Origin of the sequence: Neorhizobium alkalisoli (assembly GCF_007829835.1) — a bacterium.
Taxonomy (GTDB): domain Bacteria; phylum Pseudomonadota; class Alphaproteobacteria; order Rhizobiales; family Rhizobiaceae; genus Neorhizobium.
Genome location: NZ_VIWP01000014.1, coordinates 19036 through 40508 on the forward strand (window position 1 = coordinate 19036; position 21473 = coordinate 40508).

Consider the following 21473-nt stretch of genomic DNA (forward strand, 5'->3'; position numbering starts at 1 on the left):
GGGGCGCAGTTCACGTTTGCCCACAGTGGTCGGCCACTATCAAGTGGACCGGCAATATCAAAAATAGCGTTCGAATTTCGAGAAGTCAGCCGCCTAAAATCAGCACTTTTCGGCATCGCCTCACGCGGCTAGGCTTTTCGGCAATTCGAACGCGAGACCCGTCTTCCTTGGCCTACGTCATCACCGAACCGTGCATCGACATTAAGGATGGGTCCTGCACCGTCGCCTGCCCCGTAGACTGCATCTATGAAGGGGGGCGGATGTTCTACATTCATCCCGATGAGTGCATCAATTGCGGTCTCTGTCTGTCCGTCTGTCCTGTCGATGCCGTCGTCTGGGATGAGGAAATTACCCCAGCCAGCCAGGCTTTCGTGGCGATCAATCGCGTGTTTTTCGGCGATGAGGTAACCGGTTGGGGATCGCCCGGCGGTCGTGATGAGAAATGGGTGTCCGACAAGGATCACCCTTTCGTGGCCACCTATGAAAAGGTGGCCTGAAACCGATACCGGGCCACATGTCTCGACCGAAACCTATATTTCCCAGCCGGCGTAATAGTTCCGCGACGCCCCGGAAAGCAGGCGTGCGTGCTCGCGTTGCGTCCTTAGCCTCGGAAGATCGGCCCGAGCCTGAGCAAGCAGTTCCTGCCGGGCGGCGTCGAAATCGATGCCCGTCAACTGACCATCCCGCAGCACCTCACGTCCGGCAACGAAAAGCACCTTCGGGTGTCGGCTGTCCATGCGGGTGAGAAGCACTTCAGCCTCATCGACATCGTCGAAAAGGGCATCTGCGATCAGGGCCTGATAGTCGACGAGGACAAAATCCTCTCCGGTCGGCGCATTGACGACACGAGCGCCGGTCCGGATTGCGGCGTCGAAGACTTTTGCGGCCGTGACCCTGCGCGTCAGCCCCCGCTCGCCCTGCAGCAGATAGAGAAGCCGCATTTCACGCCAGAGATCCTGGTCATCGTCGAAACCGCTGCCATCAAGCCCGATCGCGAAATCCGGGCCGCGCTCCACGATGGCCGGAAGCGGCGCCACGCCGGAACGCAGGCGCAGGTTTGCCGCCGGGTTGCTGACGATCTGCACGCCGCGCTCCGCAAGCAACTCGCATTCGTCAGGCCGCAGTTGGACGCCATGGGCGACTGCCAGCCTTGGCGAGAGAAATCCGATTTCGTCGAGATAGCGCACCACACCTTGGCGAAAGCGGCGGTCCAGCCATTGGCGCTGCCTCGGGCTTTCCAGAAGATGCATATGGATGCGCCGGCCCGAGGCCGCGGAGGCTTCTGCAATCGCCTCCAGCAATGCATCGGAACACCATTGCGGTCCGACCGGACCATATTGCACATCGACGAGCGGGCTGTTGTTTGCCGCAGCCACAGCCTCCACCGCTTCAACCTGCACGGAAACGGGCGCATAGGCCGGGATACCCGGCGACAGAAGCGCCCACTGCTCCTCCGTCAGGAAAGGCTTCAGTCTTTCAGGGCCGCCGTCATAGGCCCATGGGTCAAAATTGAGGAGCGGACAGGACAGGGCCAGACGGATGCCGATATCGGCCGCCGCCCGCATCACCGCCTGCGCTTCATCGACAAGACGCTCGATATTGAGCGAGTTGTGGCAATGCATGGTGGCGCCGGTACCGGTCTTCGCCAGACGCCCGAATGCGACGAGCGCTTCGAGATAGGCGTCGGTTCGCGGCCGAAGGCGCATGCCTGGGATCCACGTTTCCAGCGCATCGTCGACGATGCCGCAATCGAGCGTGCGGATCCCGTATCCATGGTCATGGGCATTGACGGGCGATGGCAGGATCATATCGCCCGGCTTTGCGGCCATCGCTTGGAATTGCGGCGGCAAATCCGTCGGCGCGCCAAAACGTGCGGCCGGCATATGACCGGGGCGGTTCAATAGACGGATGTCTGTCATGCCTGTCTCATCGGTTGACGATAGCCTTCAGGTTTTCGCCGAGTTTGCGCATTTCGGTCACCAGCAATTCGACCACAGCCTGGCTGGCATGGGTGAGATGCCTGTCTCGTGGCACGAAAACGCCGATGTCGACTGTGCTGAGCTTGAAGTCGCGGATCGGGATGGCGACGATTTCCCCGGACTGGATTTCCGGCCACAATCCCACAGGCGTGAAGAAGCCGATTCCGTCGCCCGACATGATCAGTGGCTTGAGCAAGATTGGATTGTTGGACGCAACGAGCGTCCGCCCGACCCTGTTGAGTGCCCCAAGCTCGACGGCGATCGCCGAACTGACGACTTCGCTATCCAGCGCCAGCAGCAGCTTGTATTGCGCGCATTCGGGAAGCGTCACGTATTTCGAGCGGGCCAAAGGGTGCGACGGTGCAACCATGGCCATGAAGGCCGTCTTGATCGAGCCTGCGAGCCTCAGGTCGGGCGGGGTCGCAAGATCGAATGTGATGCCGATATCGATGTCGCCACCGGCCATGAAATGGAAAATATTGTTATAGGCCCCGGCCCGCACGCGAAAATCCACGGCCGGATGCAGTTTGTGGAAGCGTTTGATGAAATCGGGAAGAAAGGTGACGAGCATGCTGTCGAGCGCGGCGATATGCACCCGGCCGGTATTCTTGCCCTGAAGATCGCCGAGATTGGATTTCATCACCTCGAAATCCTGCAGCGTCTCGGTTGCGTGGCGCAGCACGATCTCGCCGGCCGATGTCAGCCGCAATCCATCCGGAAAACGGTCGAAGAGCGGCGTGCCCAGCTCGTCCTCGAGCTTCTTGATCTGGCGGCTGACGGCCGATGTCGCGACATGCAGCTCCTCGGACGCCCTGCGGATCGACCCGGAGCGGGCGACCTCCGTGAAGTATCTGAGAATGCTGGCATGCATGGAAGAGCCCTCGCTGACCCGGCAGCTATACCATGCCTATCTGCCGCGCCAAACCGGTGCACGCTTCTCGACGAAGGCGGCGACACCTTCGAGAGAATCCTCGCTGTTCAATGCCTTGATGAGTGCAGATGTGCGCAGCGCCTGTGCTTCCGAAGGGTTGAGATGCGCCGTGCGCTGGACGGTCTGCTTGATTGCTCGCAGCGACAGCGGCGCACAGGCAACGATATCCGCCACCCAGCGATCCACGGCAGCATCCAGCTCGTCCTGCGGCACGACTTCGTTGACGATGCCATATTCCGCCATCTTCGCCGCTCCAACCTGCCGGCCGGTCAGCATCATGCCCATGGCTTGATTGAAGGGGATCTTGCGCTGCAGAAGCACCATGCCGCCATCGAGCGGCAGGCGCCCGACACGTGCCTCGGGCAGACCGAAACGGGCATGCTCGGCAGCAATCACGATGTCGCAGCCGAGGACCATTTCAAACCCGCCACCCAGCGCATAACCATTGACGCGGGCGACGACCGGAACTGTCAGCGACGACCGGAAGGCAAGCCCACCAAAACCGTTGCTGCGCCCCTCGGCCCAATAATCCAGCCCCGACTTGCCACTGCCGCCCTTCATGTCGGCACCGGCCGAAAAAGCCTTCTCGCCGGCACCGGTCAGCACGACGCAACTGATATCGTCACGGCCTTCGATTTCGACCCAGATTTCCTCAAGCCGGTTTTCGGTGGCCGCATCGACGGCATTCATGCGCTCCGGACGGTTGATCGTCACGCGGGCAACGCGATCGGCAACCGAGAACTCAACGCTCATGCGGCATCTCCATGCAGCTTGCCGAGTGAGCCGAGGATCTCGTCATTGTGCTGCCCGAGTTTTGGCGGCGAGATGCGCACCGCAACCGGTGCGGCAGACATATCGATTGGCGAACCGATCAACCGGACAGGCCCCGCCTGCGTTTCACCCGCCTCGAGGATCATTCGGTTGATGATCGTCTGCTCATCCCGAAGAGCCTCGGCCATGGAGCGAACCGGCGCGCAGAGGATATCGACGCCTTCGAGCCGTTCCAGCCAGTGGGCCGTGCTGTTTTTGGCAAAGTTCTCGCGGAAGACTGCCTGCAATTCGGGGCGCCGCGCCATCTGAGCGTCGAAATCCTTGTAATGCGGATATTGCGACAGATCCTCGATCTCCAGTGCCTGGCAGATATCCTGCAACGGATTGACCTTGAAAGCGCCCACCATGACGATGGCGCCATCCGTCGTCTGGAAAACCCCGGTGAGCGGGAAGGCACCCCAGTTGAGGTTCTTCTGCCGCATCAGATGCGTCGTGCCTTCTTGCATCTGCATGGCGAGCATGGAGCTGTAAAGGCTGACGGAGACCTGCTGCCCCTCGCCCGTCTTGTCACGTTGCAGGAGAGCAAGCAGCACGCCCTGAACCAGATGCATGCCGGCCGTATAGTCGGCCAGCGGCGTGGCATAGATCGAGGTCGGGTGCGTCTCGTCGGACTTACGCAGCATCACGCCGGTCAGTGCCTGGGCCAGAATATCCTGCCCACCCTTGTGCTGATAGGGGCCGGTCAGGCCAAAACCGGTGCCGACCGCATAGATCAGCCGCTTGTTGATCTTCTTCAAATCCTCATAACCGAAGCCCATCCGCTCCATGACGCCGGGGCGGAAATTGTTGACGACGACATCGGCCGTTTCCAGCAGCGCCGCAACAGTGTCCCTCGCCTCACCCTGCTTGAGGTCCAGTGCAAGGCTCTTCTTGTTGCGGTTGAGAGAGCAGAAAACCGGGTTGTTCAGGCCATCCGGGTCTGCCCCCAGCGACCAGCGCGACAGGTCGCCGGTCTTGACCTTCTCGACCTTGATGACTTCGGCACCGTAATCGGCCAGAACCTGGGTGCAGGACGGCCCGAGCATCACCTGGGTGAAATCGATAACCCGAATGCCGTCGAGGGGTAGTTTGGTCATTCCGCTGCCTCCAGATAGGTCGCATTTTCTGAGGGCACGTCGCCCGGATCGGCGCCCTGCGCACGCATCTGTTTCTGAATTGCCTTGATATCGGCTTTTTTGACCGAGACGCCCGCATTGAGGGCAATCGTTGCCGCCACGCCAGCGGCCTCGCCCATCGCCATGCAGGGCGGGATTTCACGGCTGGATTTTTGCGCCTGCGGAGTTGCCGAATAATGCCGTCCGGCGACGATCAGCTGATCGACCTCCTTGGGCAGCATCGAGCGATAGGGCGTATAATAATCGCGGCCGCGGCAGACGGTGTCGGCGAAGTGGCGCCGCCCCATCACGTCGTCCTTCATCACCACATACTCGCCTTCCAGCTGGCGGGTCTGGCGCACGCCGGTCTGCGGCGCGAAGTCGACGACATAGGCGTTTTCGAAACCCGGCAGCTTTTCTCGGGCGAAATCGAGCAGGCTGGCAATGCGCCGGCGGCCTTCGATTTCGGCTTCCGTCAGATCCTCCACCTTGAGACCGCTCAGCTTCGGCATATGCGGGCAGTTAAGCCATACGACGCCCGGAAGCGGGGTTTTCAACCACCAGAAAGACCAGCATCCGCCGATCAGCCGCTTGGCTTCGTGATCGAGGCGCTTGAACGCTTCCGGCTCCTGCTGCTCGAAACGCTCGGCAGCCTCCGTATCAACGCCGCCCCAGCGCGAAACCGTCGTCAGGATGAAATTGGATTCGATATGCGATGCGCCGGCACTTGCAGCCACGTCCAGATCGCCAGTCGTGTCGATGACAACATCGCCCATGATGGCCTGCATGCCGTCCTTTGTCTGGCAGATGACCCCCTTGATCGCGCCATCCTCGACGATCGCGGAGGAAAACCAGCTATGCGTCCTCAGCTTGACGCGGCTCTCGCCGATCATGTCATAGGCGGCGCGCTTGAAACCGTCGGGATCGAAGGCGGCCGAAAAGCAGATCGGGTGCGGCATCGACTGCGTGTGGAAATCGAAGAGACCCCAGCGCGCCCAGCGCTGCCAGGCTTCAGGCGTCTCGCGGAACTCGATCAGCTGATCGCGATCGGTCGGCGTGACGCACAGGTCCCAGCGCTTCATCCGCTCGATCATTTCCATGCAGATGCCGCGGACGGTGATCTCCAGCTGGTTGATCATGTCGTCGAGCACCAACACCATGCCGCCGCTCGCAAGGCCGCCGACATAGGGATAGCGCTCGAGCAGCGTCACGCTGGCGCCATTGCGGGCTGCCGAAACCGCCGCCGAGATGCCGGCTGGACCTCCACCGACGACGATCACGTCCGAACGATCGACGACACGGATCTCCCGCGCAGGCTGATGAATAACCTGGGTCATTTGTCTCCCCTTGATGTCTACGGTTTTTGCCTGAAGCGCGTCGCGTTTCAGATCCTTGTTTTGCGTATGCGCTAATGTTGCCCCGCGGGTTTCCAGCGCACGACCTTGGTTTCGACGACCGAAACGATGAAGAACAGCACCACCGCCAGCAGCGCGGCGATCACCACGGTTGCGTAGAGAAGCGGCGAGCGGAAATTGTAGGTCGCCTCGATGATGAGGGCGCCGAGCCCAAAACTCGATCCGATCCATTCCGCAACGATCGCACCCATGACGCTGCTGGTGGCGGCAATCTTCAGCGCCGCGAACAGGAACGGCAGGGAACTCGGAATGCGCACTTTCCAGAGGATTTCCGACTGGCTTGCAGAGAGAACCCGCATCAGGTCCAGCATGGCCGGCGGTGCGGAGCGCAGCCCCTGCACCATGTTGACCAGGGTCGGGAAGAAACAGATCAGGCCGGCGATGATGATTTTGGGCGTTATCCCGTTGCCGAAGATCAGCACCAGGATCGGCGCAAGCGCGATGATCGGGATCGCCTTGACGAACACCGCGATCGGATAAAACGCCTTTTCGGCGACCTTGCTGTGCACGAACCAGATGGCGAGCAGGATGGCAACGAGATTGCCGAAGATGAAGCCGAGCACGGCTTCCAGCAACGTCGGCAGAAAGTTGCGCATCAGGGTCGCGGCATTGTCCCGGAGGGCGAAGACCACGTCGATCGGGCTCGGAGCCATGAAGGTCGGGATCTTGAAGATCCAGACAACCAGCTGCCAGAGAAGGATACATCCGACTGCCGCGGCAATCGCCGGAATATTCCTTGAAAACACGCCCACCGTTGCATCGATCAGCGCGATCTTGCGCGGGACGGAACCCATGTCGCGCCGCCCTGTCTGTATCACATCGCTCATAGGCATTCCTCCAGGAGCGAGCGCAAATGCGCCGTGACCTTGATGAATTCCACCGTATCGCGCATCGCAAGCGAACGCGGATAAGGAAGGTCCACCTTCATGAATTCCTTCACGCGGCCGGGATGGGCCTGCAGCATCAGGACGTACTGGCCGAGGAAAGCCGCTTCCGGAATGGAATGGGTGACGAACAGGATCGTCGTTCCCGTTTCCTGCCACAGCCGCAAAAGCTCCTCGTTCAGCTTGTCGCGGGTAATTTCGTCCAGTGCGCCAAAGGGCTCGTCCATCAGAAGAATGCGCGGCCGGGTGACCAGCGCACGCGCAATTGCCACGCGCTGACGCATGCCGCCGGAAAGCTCATGCGGCAGGGCGTTTTCGCGTCCCTTGAGGCCGACCATTTCAAGCAGCTTGTAAGGGTCGGCATAGGAGGACTTGTCGTGTTTCCCGACTTCTAGCGGCAGGCGCACATTGTCGATGACGCTGCGCCAGGGAAGAAGGGTCGCATCCTGGAAAACGAAGGCAAAATCGCGTGCCTCTCGAGCCTGCTGCGGCCCGCGCCCGAGAACCGAGACCGAGCCACCACTGATATGGACGAGATCGGCGACGCAGCGCAGAAGGGTTGACTTGCCACAGCCCGATGGTCCGAGCATGGTGACGAAGGCCCCTTCCGGAATATCGACTGTGACATCCGAAAGGGCGGTAAACTCGTTACCCTTGCCGCCGAAGCGGATATCGAGATGGCTGACCGCAACCGCCAGACCCGAACCGTCTGGCAGAGAGGCGGGCCGTTTGGCGGATGCGGCTCCCATCATCACGCTCACCCGACCTGTTTGCGGATTGCCGCGGTTGCCTCGAGGATGGACATGGTGGCGACGTCATCAACCGTCGGCACCGTTCCGGCAAACTGCTTGAGATCGGCATAGGCCTTGATCTGCGCGGCCCAGTTTTCCTTGCTCATCGCGCCCCAGCCGGTTTCCTTGGTGCTGTCGCCGAAGGAGAAATCGATGACCGAACGCACGGCCTTGAGTTCGCTTGCCTTGTCCAGATTGGGATAGGCTTCGACAAGCATATCGACCGCTTCTTCGGGATTGTCGCGAACGTAACCCCAGCCCTTGGCGGCAGCCGTGGTGAAGCGAACCAGCACATCGCTGTGCTTATCGAGCTGCTGATCGGTCGTGTAATAGACATTGGCGTAAAGCTGCAGGCCGGCATCCCAGAGCATCATGTCGACGCGATCGTCACCGAGCACCGCAAGCGCATTGGTGTTGGTCACCCAGCCCGACACCGCATCGGCCTGGCCGGTGAGCAGCTGGTTCATGTCGGATCCCATGTTGACGATCTTCACCTGGCTTTCGGCAATGCCGTTCTTTGCCAGGAGAGCCTTGAGAAGAACGACGGAGGTCGGCGGCGTCGCGATCGTCTTGCCGATCATGTCCTGCGGCGTCTTGATCGGCTTGGCCTGTTTCGAGAAATAGGTGAAAGGATGCTTGCGGTAGCCCGCGAGGAAAGCCTTGACCGGAACGCCGGCGGAACGCGCCAGCATGATCGACGGGCTCGAGGAGAGCTGGCCGATGGTCGACTGCCCGGCTGCGACACCGGCGACACCATCGACATTCGGTCCGCCCGGGACGATGGTCAGCGTGACGCCCTGCTCCTTGAAAAATCCCTTTTTCATGGCGGCGACTTCGCCAATCACGCCGTTGGAGGCGAGCCAGCCGAGCTGCATGCGCACCTCGGCTTCATCACTTGCATGGCCGGCACGGATGCCGATGAAGTTCTGCGTTGCGGCGACGCCACCGAGAATGGCGGCATTGGTCAAGAATTTCCGACGATTTGTGGTGAAAGACGTCATGGCAATGTCCCCTATCGGCGTTCGGCGCTTTGCGATCCGCGCACTTTCATGGTCCGATGGAAGGGATGATGGGCGAGTTTGGCGTTCGCATAAAGAACAAAATTTCGCATTTCGCGTTGCCGAAACGGCAATGCTCATTCTGCGGATCTGCTTGGCTAAGCGAGAGGCACAATGCCGTAAAAACAGGCGTCAAAAGGACCGAATCCAGGAGCGAATTTGCCCCTGGATTGAGCCAATGCCCAGTGGCGTGATCACCTATGAATCAGCAACCGTCTGACTTGCAAAAACCAGGGGGCGGTCCGGCCTGCATTTGACTTCGGGCAAAAGCTCCAGTGCGACAAGCCTCTGGTGCATGAGCGAATGCTCTCCGCATTCGGCGAGCTTGATGGCCGCATAGGTGCGGGTCATTCCGGACAGTCTGAGCTGGGCCGGCCCGACGCCTGGCTGCAGGACGAGGAGAGACTTGTCCACGAGATTGCCGATCGCCCCGACGATTTCACCATCCTCCGCATCGTCTCCTCCCAGCACGGCGAGAGCCGCGGTGATGGAAAATTCGCCCGAGAAGATGGAAAGCCGGCGCAACGCCATGCGGTCCATTTCCGACAATCCTCCATAACTCCAGTCCAGCATGGCCTGGACGGTCCGGTGGCGGGGATGGGCATAACGGCTTCCGCGCCAGGACAGGGCGAGCTGATTATCCAGCAGCTCCAGAACACGATCGAGGCCGTAGGAACCGATACGGCTGGCAGCAAGCTCGATCGCCAGCGGATTGCCATCCAGCCGACGGCATATTGCCGCGACGATCGAAGCCCGATCGTCATCAAGCGGATGATGACACCCTCCATCCATGGAGCGCTGCATGAACAACTGCACGGAAGGCCATACCATTGCCTGCCTGGCTGTAAGCCTTCCCGTCTGTGGCGGCACGCCCAAAGGCCGGAGAATATAAACGGCCTCTCCTGGAAGGCGGAACGCCTCCCGGCTCGTGGCTAGCACATGAACCGCCGATGTCTGCCTCAGGATTTTCCCGATAACGTCTGCGGCGTCATCGATGACATGTTCGCAGTTGTCGAGAATGAGCAGGCTTCGGTGGTGCGAGAGAAAGGCAAGCACCGTATTCAGCGCATTCTGTTCGGCCGACAGGCCGAGACGTGCCGCGATTTCTTCGAGGACCGTTGCACCATCATCGGCCGAACTGAGATCGACGAAGGCAATCGTCTCGAAATTCTCCAGCGCATGTGCGGCTAGGATGACCAGCGTGGTCTTGCCCACTCCGCCCGCACCGATGACAGTAACGAAGCGACGGTCCTCGACCATTTGCAGGAGAGATGCCAGATTCTCTTCCCGGCCGAACGCATCGTCCAGCCTCGCCGGCAGACTGCCCTTGCTCGGGTTATTACCCTGAAAAACGAAGGCGCTCGAATCCGGCTCGATCGTCTGGGCCAGATCCTGCCACTCGGCATCGGCGACGAAACAATACCCGCGCCCAGCAACGCTCACAATGTATCGTTCGTCATTCTCGCCATCCCGTAACTCGCGGCGCAGATGCGCCATCTGGACGCGTACATTCGAATCTTCGACATTAAGACCAGGCCAGGCAAGCGCCATCAGTTCGCGGCGGGAAAGCACTTCACCCTGGCGTTCGACAAGAGCTACGAGCATGTCGAACGCGCGGCTTCCAACCGCAACAATCTGGTCATTCCTCGTCAGAGTCCTTGCGATTGGATGAAGGCGATAGGATCCAAAAGCAAAGACGCCACTTCTCCTGATGCCGCCCATCGTCTTTGACCTTCGCTGGAAACGCTGGGACGGGTCGTCTCTGCGTTCGTTGCTGTACAAATAAATACTACAGAAAACTGTCAGGACCGGCTGGTTAAATGCGGTAAATATTTCGGGGACGCGATCGCGGCCAGATTTCCGAGTGCCGCGTTCACGGGCAAAAGGGCCAGCGCAAATAAGCTTCACGCGTTTAGATGCGATTTAACGCGCAAGATCAAAGCACGCGCTATAGACTTTCTTCACCCATGGCAGCGCGAAATCTGGAGAAAGAGAAATGACCGGACCTGTCAAAGTATTCGCAATTCTGACGGCCCTTGAAGGCAAGGCTGCGGATCTGGAGGCACTTCTGCGGAGCATGGCAGAGCCTTCCCGCGCCGAAGAAGGAAATCTGCGTTACGATCTCTGGCAGGAAGCTGACAATCCCAGCCGCTTCGTCCTCGACGAACTTTACCGGGATGTTGATGCGGCTGCGGCGCATCGGACAAGTCCGCATTATCAGCGCTACCTCTCTGCAATAGGCGATCTTGCCGTCCGTATGCCAATCGTGGTCAAGAGCGTTGACGTCGCTCAGCCTTAGGACAAGCGCCCCCAGACAACCCGAGGTCATTGCGTCCGGCGGCTGCATCGAAGTGTCGGTATATTTCCCGGGAATTAGCGAGGATTAACTCGTCCCGCCTCTCCGCGTCATGCAGAATTTTCCCGATCGAAACGGACGGACGACCTTCCGCCTGACACCCGGAGAGACAGCCAATGCGACGCCTTCTCGCTTCCCTTCTGCTTGCAACTTCAATGGCCTGGGCAGCCGTGCCGCCTGCGATGGCTGCAAAGACACATACATCCGTTGCAAAGCTCCCGGTCGTTGTCGTCAGCTACAAGACTGTCGATGTCGACGGAGTGAAAGTGTTCTATCGGGAAGCCGGCCCGGCCAATGGACCGGTTCTGCTTCTCCTGCATGGCTTTCCGACGTCATCCCATATGTTTCGCCAACTCATGCCCCTGCTTGCAGACAAGTACAGAGTGATCGCGCCTGACTATCCGGGTTTCGGGCAGAGCGATGCACCGGATCACACGAAATTCGATTATACATTCGCCCGATATGCCGAACTGGTCGATGGGCTGCTCGGCAAGATCGGCTCACGCCGCTACGCGATGTATGTGATGGATTACGGCGCACCCGTCGGATACCGGCTGGCACTGAAGCATCCGGAACGCGTGACCGGCCTGATCATCCAGAACGGCAATGCCTATGAGGAAGGGCTTCGCGAATTCTGGGATCCGATCAAGGCTTACTGGGCCGATGGTTCGAGCGAACATCGCAACGCGCTGCTCAACCTCGTGACACCAGAAATTACCAAGTTCCAGTACACGGACGGCGTCAAGGATCTCACGCGCATCAGCCCAGACAACTGGGTCCAGGATCAGGCCTTGCTTGATCGCCCTGGCAATAGCGACATCCAGATGGATCTCTTTTACGACTACCGGACGAATGTCCCTCTTTATCCCCAGTTTCAGCAGTTCTTCCGCGACCGCAAGCCGCCGACGCTGATCGTCTGGGGCAAGAATGACAAGATCTTTCCGGCAGAGGGCGCGCATCCCTATCTTCGCGATCTACCGAATGCGGAGCTGCACCTGCTGGATACCGGTCACTTCGCGCTCGAAGACAAGCTCGACACAATGGCCCCGCTCATTCGCAGTTTTCTGGATCGAAAGGTCGCCAAGCGTTGAGGCAGATCGCCTCGACGCGCCAACGGGTTGCCGGAGGCGTTGCCATACCGCCCGAGACGCCTCCGGACTTCGGTCTCGCCGGTCATTTTCCGTCATCGTCCATGTGCATAGGAAAGATTTCGCCATGAAGGTCAGGGAAGCTCTGTTGAATGGTCCTCTTGGCTTCGGGACTGCGCCTTTGGGAAACATGTTCCGCAATATCCCGGAAGAAGAAGCCGCGGAAACTGCTGCGGCGGCCTGGGACGCAGGCACGAGACTTTTCGATACAGCCCCTTTCTATGGAGCTGGTTTGGCCGAAATCCGCCTCGGCAAGGAGCTCGTGAAACATCCGCGGGATGAATATGTGCTCAGCACCAAGGTCGGCCGGATCATCCTGGATGAAATCCTCGATGGCCCGCAGGAATTCGGAGAGAAGGGCACCCTGTTCCAGTACGGCCGCAAGAACCGGGTGGTCCATGACTATACGGCCGACGGCGCGAAACGGTCGATCGAAGATAGCCTCAAGAGAATGGGCCTCGACCGCATCGACTTCGTCTGGATCCATGACATTGCCGCGGATTTTCACGGTGACGCCTGGATCGACATGTTCGAGACCGCACACAAAGGGGCTATGCCGGCGCTTGACGCGCTTCGCGATCAGGGCGTGATCAAGGGTTGGGGCATCGGCGTCAATCGCGTCGAGGCGGTGGAACTGCTTCTTGGCCTCTCCGACGTGCGTCCCGATGGAACGCTTCTCGCCGGCCGCTACTCATTGCTCGATCACGAACTGGCCTTGCAGCGCCTGATGCCGATGGCACAGGAAAAGGGCGTCGATCTTGTCATCGGAGGGCCTTACAGCTCGGGAATTCTCGCCGGCGGCCAGACGTTCGAATATGCCGACGCTTCGCCGGAAATCATCGCCAAGGTCGACAAGATCAAGAATCTCGCCGCCAGATATGATGTGCCGATAAAGGCAGCAGCGTTGCAATTCGTGCTGGCCCATCCGGCAACCGCCGCTGTCATTCCAGGTGCAAGCCGGCCGGACCGGATCAAGGGTGATCACGAGGCCCTCGCCGCCCCCATCCCCGATGACTTCTGGAGGGAGTTAAGGGCGGAAAAGCTGGTTTCCGCCGCGGCTCCGCTTCCGATCGATCGCTGACGTGCCGATTGCATCGAACAACAACGAATAACAGCATCGCCACCGGTTCGTGGCGGGCCGACGATTAACGATCATCGAAATCGGAGCCTCATGCATTGCGCTGGGGCGTGTCGGGAGGTCAGACGATGTCGACAGCCGCTCTCTTCGAACCAATTACGGTCCGCGACCTTAACCTTTCAAATCGCATCGTGATTGCCCCTATGTGCCAATATTCGGCCGAGGAAGGCTGCATGAGCGACTGGCATCTGATCCATCTCGGCAAGCTGGCCTTGTCCGGCGCCGCGCTCCTGACCATAGAGGCAACGGCTGTTGTTCCGGAAGGGCGGATAACCTATGCGGATCTGGGCCTTTGGAACGAGCAGACGTATACGGCAATGGGCCTCGTTCTTGAGAGCATCCGTCGCTGGACCGATATTCCGATCGGCATCCAGCTGAGCCATGCGGGGCGAAAGGCATCCACCGAAGTGCCCTGGAAAGGCGGCAGGCAATTTGCCCCGACGGATGGCCTCGGCTGGCCAACATTTGCCCCTTCGCCGCTGCCCTATGCGGATGGCCAGTCTGAACCGCGGGCACTCGACAGGGATGGCCTCTCACGCGTGCGACAGGGGTTCGTTTCGGCGGCAGTGCGCGCCGTCAAGCTCGGCATAGACCTGATCCAGATCCACGCCGCGCACGGATATCTTCTGCACCAGTTCCTCTCGCCCTTGAGCAACCACAGAACCGACGAATATGGCGGCTCGCTCGCCAACCGAATGCGGTTTCCGCTGGAAGTCTTCGATGCTGTTCGCGAAGCGGTGCCGGGCAAGGTGCCGGTGTCCGTGCGCCTGTCCGCCACGGACTGGGTTGCGGGAGGCTGGGATATCGAACAATCCCAGGAATTTGCCGTGAAACTCCAGGATCGCGGCTGCGATGCCCTGCATGTGACGAGCGGAGGATTGCATCCCGCGCAGAGAATTGCCGCTCGCCCGGGTTATCAGGTTCCATTCGCGCGATCGGTAAAGCAGGCAGTGACGATTCCGGTCGTGGCAGTCGGGCTGATCACCGGATTTGACCAGGCAGAGGCGATCATCAGCACCGGTGATGCCGACATGATCGCACTGGCGCGCACTATCCTGTATGATCCCAACTGGCCATGGCATGCCGCAGCGCATCTTGGAGGCAGGGTGAAAGTTCCCCCGCAATATATGCGCTCGCAACCAAGCAGACATCGCGATCTCTTCGCAACCGACCTGAACGGCGCAAGCAATCCGTCGAAACGGCCCTGAAACCTGCACTGAATTAGCTTCAGCCGTCCGGTTGCTACAATCTAATCACCGCATTTAACGCCAATTAATTCGCACCCGGACGGCCGGGGGATCATCATGGTGACATCGCCATCTTTGATCGATGAAGGAGCATCCCATGTTGCGAACGATTGGAATGACCGCCGCCACTCTCCTGCTGCTGGCCAGCAGCACTACCGTCTCCTTGGCCGCCGAGCTCAAGGCGAAGACGGCGGTGCTTGTTCACGGCGCCTTTGCGGACGGCACCTCCTGGCACAAGGTCATACCCTTGCTGGAAAATGCCGGACTTCATGTGGTTGCCGTGCAGAACCCGACCGAGTCATTGGCCGGCGATGTGGCCTTTACCAAGCGGGCGATAAAAGATGCCGAGGGGCCTGTCGTCCTCGTCGGCCATTCCTGGGGCGGCGTGGTAATCACCGAAGCCGGAACCGATGACAAGGTCAAATCGCTCGTCTATGTCGCCGCCTACGCGCCGGACAAGGGGCAATCCGCAATCGACATCACATCCAAATACCCGCAGCCCAAAGGGCGCGATTCCTTCATCAAGGATGAGGACGGATTTCTGAAGATCAGTGACGAAGGCATCGACAAATATTTCGCAGCTGGCCTGACGCCGGAAGAAAAGAGGGTCATCGCCGTCGTGCAGGGCGGCTTCCATGCCAGCGCGCCGGCGACGCCCGTCAGCCATGCGGCCTGGCACGACAAACCTTCGTTCATGGTTGTCGCGACCGAAGACAATATCATTCCGCCGGCCCTGCAGAAGGACCAGGTAAAGAACGCCAAGGCGGACTCAATCGAGGTCCCGTCGGGTCACGTGGCGATGTTGACCTATCCCAACGAGGTCGCGGCGCTGATCATCAAGGCCGCGCAATAGATCGCGTCGAGCGGAAGGTTGGACCTCATGGAGCCTTTCACAAGATCAGGACGACCGCGCAGGACAGCGGTCGTCTTTGGTGGGGATTGCGGCCGCGGAGCGGAGATCGCCAGACGTCTCGGCACGCAGCATGATCTCAATATCGTTGTTCCCTTCATCCCCTTCGATCGCAAGCGTTCCTGCGCAAACGAGGTCGTGGCCGAAATCGAGGCACAGGGGGGATGCGCCATGGCGCTGCTGGCAGATATCAACAATCCGGCCCATGTGGAGGCGCTGTTCAAGACGGCGACCGCCGCTTTCGGCAAGGTCGATATTGTCGTGTATGCGCAATCAATCCCGGACGCCGTCCATGCAAAACCGGGCAGATTATCCGGCCTCGAGATTACGGCTGATCTTGCTGGTCCCGAGATCCTCGATATGCGTCGGCCTTAGGTCAGCCGAAACTCGGGCCACAGCCCTTCGCGATTTTTAGCAAGGTTTAACACGCACCGCCTTCTCGAAGGACTAGCGTTGCTCGTCAGTGTGCGGAGTCGAGTCCGGACAGCGGCGTGCTGGCGGTTCACGGGCATTTTCTGACAAGCAGACAGGAACTCAATGTCGCAAGATGGAGTGAGGACATGCTGAACAAAGCTTTCGAGGCTCAATGCGCCGCCGTCGAAATCCATTGCACGAACCCCGTCGAACGCTCTCATCGCGCCTTTACCCTCTTCTCGCTTGCACTGGGAAGCTTTTGCATCGGCACTTCCGAATTTGCCAGCATGGGCATTCTGCAGCTGTTTTCGGCCAGCCTCGGCATCGACATCCCGACGGCAACCAACGCCATCACCGCCTATGCATTCGGCGTCGTGATCGGCGCACCACTGGTCACGATCGCGGCCGCTCGCCTGAACCGTCGGACGCTGCTCCTGCTGCTGATGGCGCTCTTCGTCTGCGGCAACATCCTGTCCGCCTTCGCGGCCAATCTCGGAATGTTCGCCATCGCCCGCTTTATCAGCGGCATGCCGCAGGGTGCCTATTTTGGCGCTGGGGCGGTGGTCGCGAGCTATATCGTCGGCCCCGGGCATGGCGGCAAGGCCTTTGCGATCGTCATGGGCGGATTGACTGTCGCCACAATTTTCGGATCACCCCTCGCGACCTTTCTCGGCCAGAATCTGGGATGGCGAAACACCTATCTTGCCGTGGCGGCACTGGGCTTCCTCGCCTGCATCGCGCTGTGGCTCTGGGTGCCGAAAACCAATGCCCTCGATGGCGGCCCGGTGATACAGGAACTCGCATCGCTGAAGAAACCGGCCGTCTGGGTGATGATGCTCGTGGCAGCGCTGGGAGTTGCAAGCATCTTCGCAGTCTACACGTTCATCGGCCCGTTCGTCACCGAAGTGGCTGCCATTGCCGAGAACTGGATCCCAATCGCACTGGCGCTGTTCGGCCTTGGCATGACGGCCGGTAATATCGTCGGCGGACGCATCGCCGATGCCCATCCTTCGCGGGGGATTATTGTCGGATTTGGAAGCGCAATCATCGTCCTTGCAATCGTCGCCGCATTCGGCACCAATGTCTTCGTTCTCATGATCGGACTATTCGGCATCGGCGCAACGATGATGACCGCCATTCCCACCATTCAGGTACGACTGACCGGACTTGCTCCGGAAGCTCCAAGCCTCATGGGGGCCATGAACCTGGCGGCATTAAATGTCGCAAACGCCATCGGCGCCTGGGCCGGAGGCCTGACTATCGCGCATGGTCTTGGATTGCTCTCTGCCGTCTTGGCCGGAATGTGCCTGACCATGCTCGGACTTGTGCTTTTCACACTGACCATCTCCGCAGGTTCTTACAGAAATATCGGCTACAAGAGCGCATAGTGGAACGGAGATCCTGCCTTCAGCCTCAATGTCGCGAGGTGACGCCGGTAGGGTTCATGCCCGTTACGCGGCGGAAGATGGCGGCGAAGGCGCTTGGGCTGTCGTATCCAACCTCCCAGGCGACCAGTTGCACCGGCGTTCCCCGTTCGAGCCTCGGAATGGCGGCGGCAATCCGGCAGGCCTGTCGCCAGGCGTTGAAGTTCATGCCTGTTTCCTCGCGAAACAGCCGCTCCAGCGTGCGGCCGCTGGCACCGGCCGCCTTGCCCCATTCTTCCAGCGTCCGTCGATCGGCAGGCTGCTCGGCAAGCGCGTCGCAGATGAGTTTCAGGCGCCGATCCCTGGGGGCCGGCACCCGCGGAGAGACGATGTCTCGCAATGGTTCCGCCCGCGCAATCTCGTCGAATGTCAGTGCTGCAAGATGCGGATAGATACAGCGGTCGCCGCTGCCATCATAGATCTCCAATAGCCGCGGCAGGATCCCGGCCAGCAGCGGGGAGAGATCGAACGCCGCCGCCTGCCTTGAAAACCGGCTGGCGATATCGGAACGGATATAGAGCGAGCGAAACACCGCGTCCTCCAGCGCCGCAACGCTGTGGCCGATCCCGCTGGGCAACCAGGCGGCATGTCCAGGCTGCAAGGTCCAGCGCCGATCCCGGGTCACGACTTCGACAACCGTTGTCGTGGCACAGACCAGCTGGGCACGGGCATGGCTGTGCATCTTACCCTGCCGGCTGGCCGGAAAATGTGCCTCATGCGCGAAAACCGGATCTTCCGAACTGTGCAATTCGTTCAGGCTGCGGAGCATCGGCCGCGCCGAAACGGCTGAAAGCTTTACAATCTGCTCTATCCTATCCATTGGCTTTCCCCTCTGCCAGTTTCCCGAACATGGTCAGCACGCCAGCAGAAAAGCCTCTCGCAACCTGCAGGATGAGCCATGTTTGTGATTGCGGCATGCTTCGCTCCTAGCTGAGGTTGCGGGCAAGGAAGCTGTAGAAGCGCGCATCGTCGGCACGCGCCACGTTGAGCCTGATGCCCGATGCGGCGGGATTGCCCTTGTCTAGGCAGAACACGCTTCCCGGAGCGATAAAAATGCTTTCCTGGGCCCCGCGCCGGGCGATCTCGATATCGCCGATCTTCGGCGGCATAAGCAGGTAGAGGTAATAACCGCCGCCATTGCCGGCAAACACGTCATATCCCTCGTGTCTCAGCGTCTGCAGAACCCGGGCGGCCGCGCCGTCGATCCGGTTGGACAGCCGCTTGAGATGTCGGTCGTAATGCCCTTCCACCAGAAGCCGGTGGATCAGCCGCTCCACATGGCCCGAACTGTTGACGGTCGTCAGCATCTTCAATTCGGCCAGCGCGCCGATCTGCTGCCTGTTGCCGACGATGTAGCCGGCGCGCAGACTGGCCGAGAGCGTTTTCGAAAATGTGCCAACCGACATGACGCGATTGAGCTGGTCGAGCGTCACCAGCCGGCTCGGTACGCTCGGCGCCAGATCGGTGAACGGATCATCCTCGACGATCGTCACATTGTGGACGGCAGCGGCGTTCAGAAGCGCATGTGCCACCGGCAGGCTGGTCGAGCTGCCAGTCGGGTTGTGACCGATCGACTGGGTGAAGAACAGCCGCGGCCGCTCCGCGGAAGCCTTTGCGATGAAATCGTCGACGTCAGGTCCTTCCGGTGTGCGGCGAACACCGAGCACACGCACCTGCGCCAGTTTCAGCTTGGCAAACAGCGGATAATAACCCGGTTCGTCGACCAAAACGATATCGCCGGGTGAGAGAAATGCTCGGACAATCAGGTCGAGCGCGTGGTTTGCGCCGAAGGTCAGCAGGATTTCCTCTTCCGATGCCTTCAGATGCTGGGCCGCAAGGCGCCTTGCGATCGCGGCCCTCAGAGCCGGAAACCCCAGCGCCGAGCCATAGGCATCCGTGCCGACCGTGTAATCGCGGCCGAAAAAACCGAGATGGCGCTTGATCTCCGATTCTTCCGTCCAAGATGGCGGTGGCCGGCCATCACCGACGCGGATTTCAAAATTCTCCTCGAGCTGGGCACTCAGAAGCGAGGCGATATCGACCGCCTCGGCCACATGCCGCGGCCGTACGCTGCGGTCGGCATCGGCGGGCAGGCGCACTTCGAAACCCGCGCCCGGCCGAGACGCGGCATAACCGGACGCCACCAGCCGGTCATAGACCTCGATGATCGTATTCTTGGAAACGCCGTGCAGCTCGGCGGCCTTGCGGATCGACATCAGCCGGGTTCCCGCAGGCGGTTCGCCGCGCAGGATTTCCTCGCAAAATCGGGCCGTCAGCTTTTCCACCAAGGTGCCGGATCGCCTGAGATTGTCTTCTGTCCCCGCCAACCACGCCTCCATAATGGGTACAGTTTGGTGACAATTTTTCAAATCTGTACCTGTTAATCAGTATCAAAAATGCGGATCACTGCGCAAGAGGAAGAATTCATGGGAGGCATTCTTGGCCGCAAATCAGGAAAACGGAGCGCGCTCCGTCAATTCCCGTCTGGAGAACCTGCGCAATCTGGCGCCGGTCGAGCGTCTGGCGCGTGTTGCCGAAGCCACGGCCCTCGGTGATGCCGATCGGCAGGTTTTCGAACGTGGCGGACTGCCGCTGACACTTGCAAACGGCATGATCGAGAACGTCATCGGCACGTTCGAACTGCCGATCGGCATCGCCACCAATTTCACGGTCAACGGCAAGGATTACCTCGTGCCGATGGCCGTCGAGGAACCTTCGGTCGTCGCCGCTGCCTCCTATATGGCGCGGCTTGCCCGCGTGGGCGGCGGCTTCATCACCTCCAGCACCGGCCCGGTCATGCGGGCACAGATCCAGGTGCTTAATATCACCGATCCACATGGTGCCCGCGCCCGTATCCTTGCCGAACGTGACGCGATCATCGCGGCCGCCAATGCCAAGGACAAGGTACTGATCGGGCTCGGCGGCGGCTGCAAGGATGTCGAGGTGCATGTCTTCGACGACACGCCGATCGGGCCGATGATGATCGCCCATCTGATCGTCGATGTGCGCGATGCGATGGGCGCCAATACGGTCAACACCATGGCCGAAACGGTGGCGCCTCTCATCGAAAAAATCACGGGTGGCGTGGTGCGCCTGCGCATCCTCTCTAATTTTGCCGATCTTCGCCTCGCGCGCGCCATGGTGCGATTGTCGCCGGAAACGCTGAAGACCTCGGAATACGAGGGCGAGAGGATCGCCCGCGGCATCGTCGAGGCCTGCGCCTTCGCGATTGTCGATCCCTACCGTGCCGCCACGCACAACAAAGGCATCATGAACGGCATCGACCCGGTCGTCGTCGCCACCGGCAATGACTGGCGCGCAATCGAGGCCGGCGCACATGCCTGGGCGGCCCGCAACGGCCGTTATACCTCGCTGACGAAATGGGAAATCGACACGAGCGGCCATCTGGTCGGCACGCTGGAGCTGCCGATGGCGCTCGGCCTCGTTGGCGGTGCGACAAAGACCCATCCGGCGGCTCAGGCAGCCTTGAAAATCCTCGGCGTCACCTCGGCGCAGGAACTGGCCGAGGTCACCACCGCTGTTGGCCTGGCACAGAACATGGCGGCACTGCGGGCGCTCGCGACCGAAGGCATTCAGCGCGGCCACATGGCGCTGCATGCCCGCAATATCGCAATCGTTGCCGGCGCGGTCGGTGACGAGATCGAGACGGTCGCGGCCGAACTCGCCGCCCATCATGATGTTCGCGTGGATCGGGCCAAGGAACTGCTGGAGACGATGCGCGCCGGCAAGGCGTGAAGCTCGACTAGGTCACGGCGCCGTGTTCCGCGCGGCGCCAGGGATAGCTTTTCATCTGCGGGATTTACTGCTTTATCAAAGAGATAGTTCAGCAGAC

At 60.4% G+C, this 21473-nt stretch carries 20 protein-coding genes; 9 read left to right on the plus strand and 11 right to left on the minus strand.

The window, feature by feature from the left end:
- Window positions 1–167 precede the first annotated feature (167 nt).
- The gene (gene fdxA, locus FHW37_RS29585) at window positions 168–497 is read left to right on the plus strand and encodes a ferredoxin (protein WP_145643058.1); all 330 of its coding nucleotides are present in this window, start codon (window positions 168–170) and stop codon (window positions 495–497) included.
- 33 nt (window positions 498–530) lie between these two features.
- Here the strand turns inward: fdxA and FHW37_RS29590 are convergent, their stop codons facing one another.
- The 9 genes from FHW37_RS29590 to FHW37_RS29630 all read right to left on the minus strand — a co-directional run bounded on the left by FHW37_RS29590 (window position 531) and on the right by FHW37_RS29630 (window position 10705).
- Window positions 531–1919 carry an amidohydrolase family protein gene (locus FHW37_RS29590; RefSeq protein WP_145643060.1) on the minus strand — a complete coding sequence of 463 codons (1389 nt, stop codon included), beginning with the start codon at window positions 1917–1919 and terminating at the stop codon, window positions 531–533.
- A gap of 7 nt (window positions 1920–1926) precedes the next feature.
- Complete coding sequence (locus tag FHW37_RS29595) at window positions 1927–2850, minus strand: LysR family transcriptional regulator (protein WP_145643063.1); 924 nt, start codon at window positions 2848–2850, stop codon at window positions 1927–1929.
- Window positions 2851–2886: 36 nt separating this feature from the next.
- A complete protein-coding gene (locus FHW37_RS29600; RefSeq protein ID WP_145643078.1) occupies window positions 2887–3663 on the minus strand; it encodes an enoyl-CoA hydratase-related protein in 777 nt (258 codons plus the stop codon).
- Window positions 3660–4817, minus strand: coding sequence for a CaiB/BaiF CoA transferase family protein (locus FHW37_RS29605; RefSeq protein ID WP_145643080.1), 1158 nt, complete (start codon window positions 4815–4817; stop codon window positions 3660–3662). The genes FHW37_RS29600 and FHW37_RS29605 overlap by 4 nt, the downstream gene beginning before the upstream one ends.
- Complete coding sequence (locus FHW37_RS29610) at window positions 4814–6172, minus strand: FAD-dependent oxidoreductase (protein WP_145643083.1); 1359 nt, start codon at window positions 6170–6172, stop codon at window positions 4814–4816. Before FHW37_RS29610 ends, FHW37_RS29605 begins: the two co-directional genes overlap by 4 nt.
- Before the next feature lie 71 nt (window positions 6173–6243).
- Window positions 6244–7077 carry an ABC transporter permease gene (locus FHW37_RS29615; RefSeq protein WP_145643085.1) on the minus strand — a complete coding sequence of 278 codons (834 nt, stop codon included), beginning with the start codon at window positions 7075–7077 and terminating at the stop codon, window positions 6244–6246.
- Window positions 7074–7886 (minus strand): ABC transporter ATP-binding protein, encoded by an 813-nt coding sequence (locus FHW37_RS29620; protein WP_145643087.1) that lies wholly within the window; start codon window positions 7884–7886, stop codon window positions 7074–7076. The genes FHW37_RS29615 and FHW37_RS29620 overlap by 4 nt, the downstream gene beginning before the upstream one ends.
- 5 nt (window positions 7887–7891) lie before the next feature.
- Window positions 7892–8926 carry an ABC transporter substrate-binding protein gene (locus FHW37_RS29625; protein WP_145643089.1) on the minus strand — a complete coding sequence of 345 codons (1035 nt, stop codon included), beginning with the start codon at window positions 8924–8926 and terminating at the stop codon, window positions 7892–7894.
- Window positions 8927–9181: 255 nt separating this feature from the next.
- Window positions 9182–10705 (minus strand): ATP-binding protein, encoded by a 1524-nt coding sequence (locus FHW37_RS29630; RefSeq protein ID WP_145643091.1) that lies wholly within the window; start codon window positions 10703–10705, stop codon window positions 9182–9184.
- 274 nt (window positions 10706–10979) lie between these two features.
- Between FHW37_RS29630 and FHW37_RS29635 the strand changes: the two genes are divergently transcribed.
- The 7 genes from FHW37_RS29635 to FHW37_RS29665 all read left to right on the plus strand — a co-directional run bounded on the left by FHW37_RS29635 (window position 10980) and on the right by FHW37_RS29665 (window position 17584).
- Complete coding sequence (locus FHW37_RS29635) at window positions 10980–11282, plus strand: putative quinol monooxygenase (RefSeq protein WP_145643093.1); 303 nt, start codon at window positions 10980–10982, stop codon at window positions 11280–11282.
- 173 nt (window positions 11283–11455) lie between these two features.
- Window positions 11456–12430, plus strand: a complete 975-nt coding sequence (locus tag FHW37_RS29640) for an alpha/beta fold hydrolase (RefSeq protein ID WP_145643095.1) — start codon at window positions 11456–11458, stop codon at window positions 12428–12430.
- Window positions 12431–12554: 124 nt separating this feature from the next.
- Window positions 12555–13568, plus strand: a complete 1014-nt coding sequence (locus tag FHW37_RS29645; RefSeq protein WP_145643097.1) for an aldo/keto reductase — start codon at window positions 12555–12557, stop codon at window positions 13566–13568.
- A 125-nt stretch (window positions 13569–13693) separates the two neighbouring features.
- Complete coding sequence (locus FHW37_RS29650) at window positions 13694–14833, plus strand: NADH:flavin oxidoreductase/NADH oxidase (protein WP_145643099.1); 1140 nt, start codon at window positions 13694–13696, stop codon at window positions 14831–14833.
- A gap of 136 nt (window positions 14834–14969) precedes the next feature.
- The gene (locus FHW37_RS29655; RefSeq protein ID WP_145643101.1) at window positions 14970–15725 is read left to right on the plus strand and encodes an alpha/beta fold hydrolase; all 756 of its coding nucleotides are present in this window, start codon (window positions 14970–14972) and stop codon (window positions 15723–15725) included.
- 27 nt (window positions 15726–15752) lie between these two features.
- A complete protein-coding gene (locus FHW37_RS29660; protein ID WP_145643104.1) occupies window positions 15753–16157 on the plus strand; it encodes an SDR family NAD(P)-dependent oxidoreductase in 405 nt (134 codons plus the stop codon).
- Between the two features lie 185 nt (window positions 16158–16342).
- Window positions 16343–17584: an MFS transporter gene (locus tag FHW37_RS29665; protein ID WP_145643106.1), complete on the plus strand. Its 1242-nt coding sequence runs from the start codon at window positions 16343–16345 to the stop codon at window positions 17582–17584.
- A gap of 25 nt (window positions 17585–17609) precedes the next feature.
- Here the strand turns inward: FHW37_RS29665 and FHW37_RS29670 are convergent, their stop codons facing one another.
- On the minus strand, window positions 17610–18440 hold the full coding sequence (locus tag FHW37_RS29670; RefSeq protein WP_145643108.1) for an AraC family transcriptional regulator: 831 nt from the start codon (window positions 18438–18440) through the stop codon (window positions 17610–17612).
- A 106-nt stretch (window positions 18441–18546) separates the two neighbouring features.
- Entirely contained in the window at window positions 18547–19947 is a 1401-nt protein-coding gene (locus FHW37_RS29675) for a PLP-dependent aminotransferase family protein (protein WP_246690992.1), read from the minus strand.
- Window positions 19948–20059: 112 nt separating this feature from the next.
- On the opposite strand from FHW37_RS29675, the gene FHW37_RS29680 reads away from it, so the two are divergent.
- On the plus strand, window positions 20060–21376 hold the full coding sequence (locus FHW37_RS29680; RefSeq protein ID WP_145643112.1) for a hydroxymethylglutaryl-CoA reductase, degradative: 1317 nt from the start codon (window positions 20060–20062) through the stop codon (window positions 21374–21376).
- The last annotated feature ends 97 nt before the right edge of the window (window positions 21377–21473 follow it).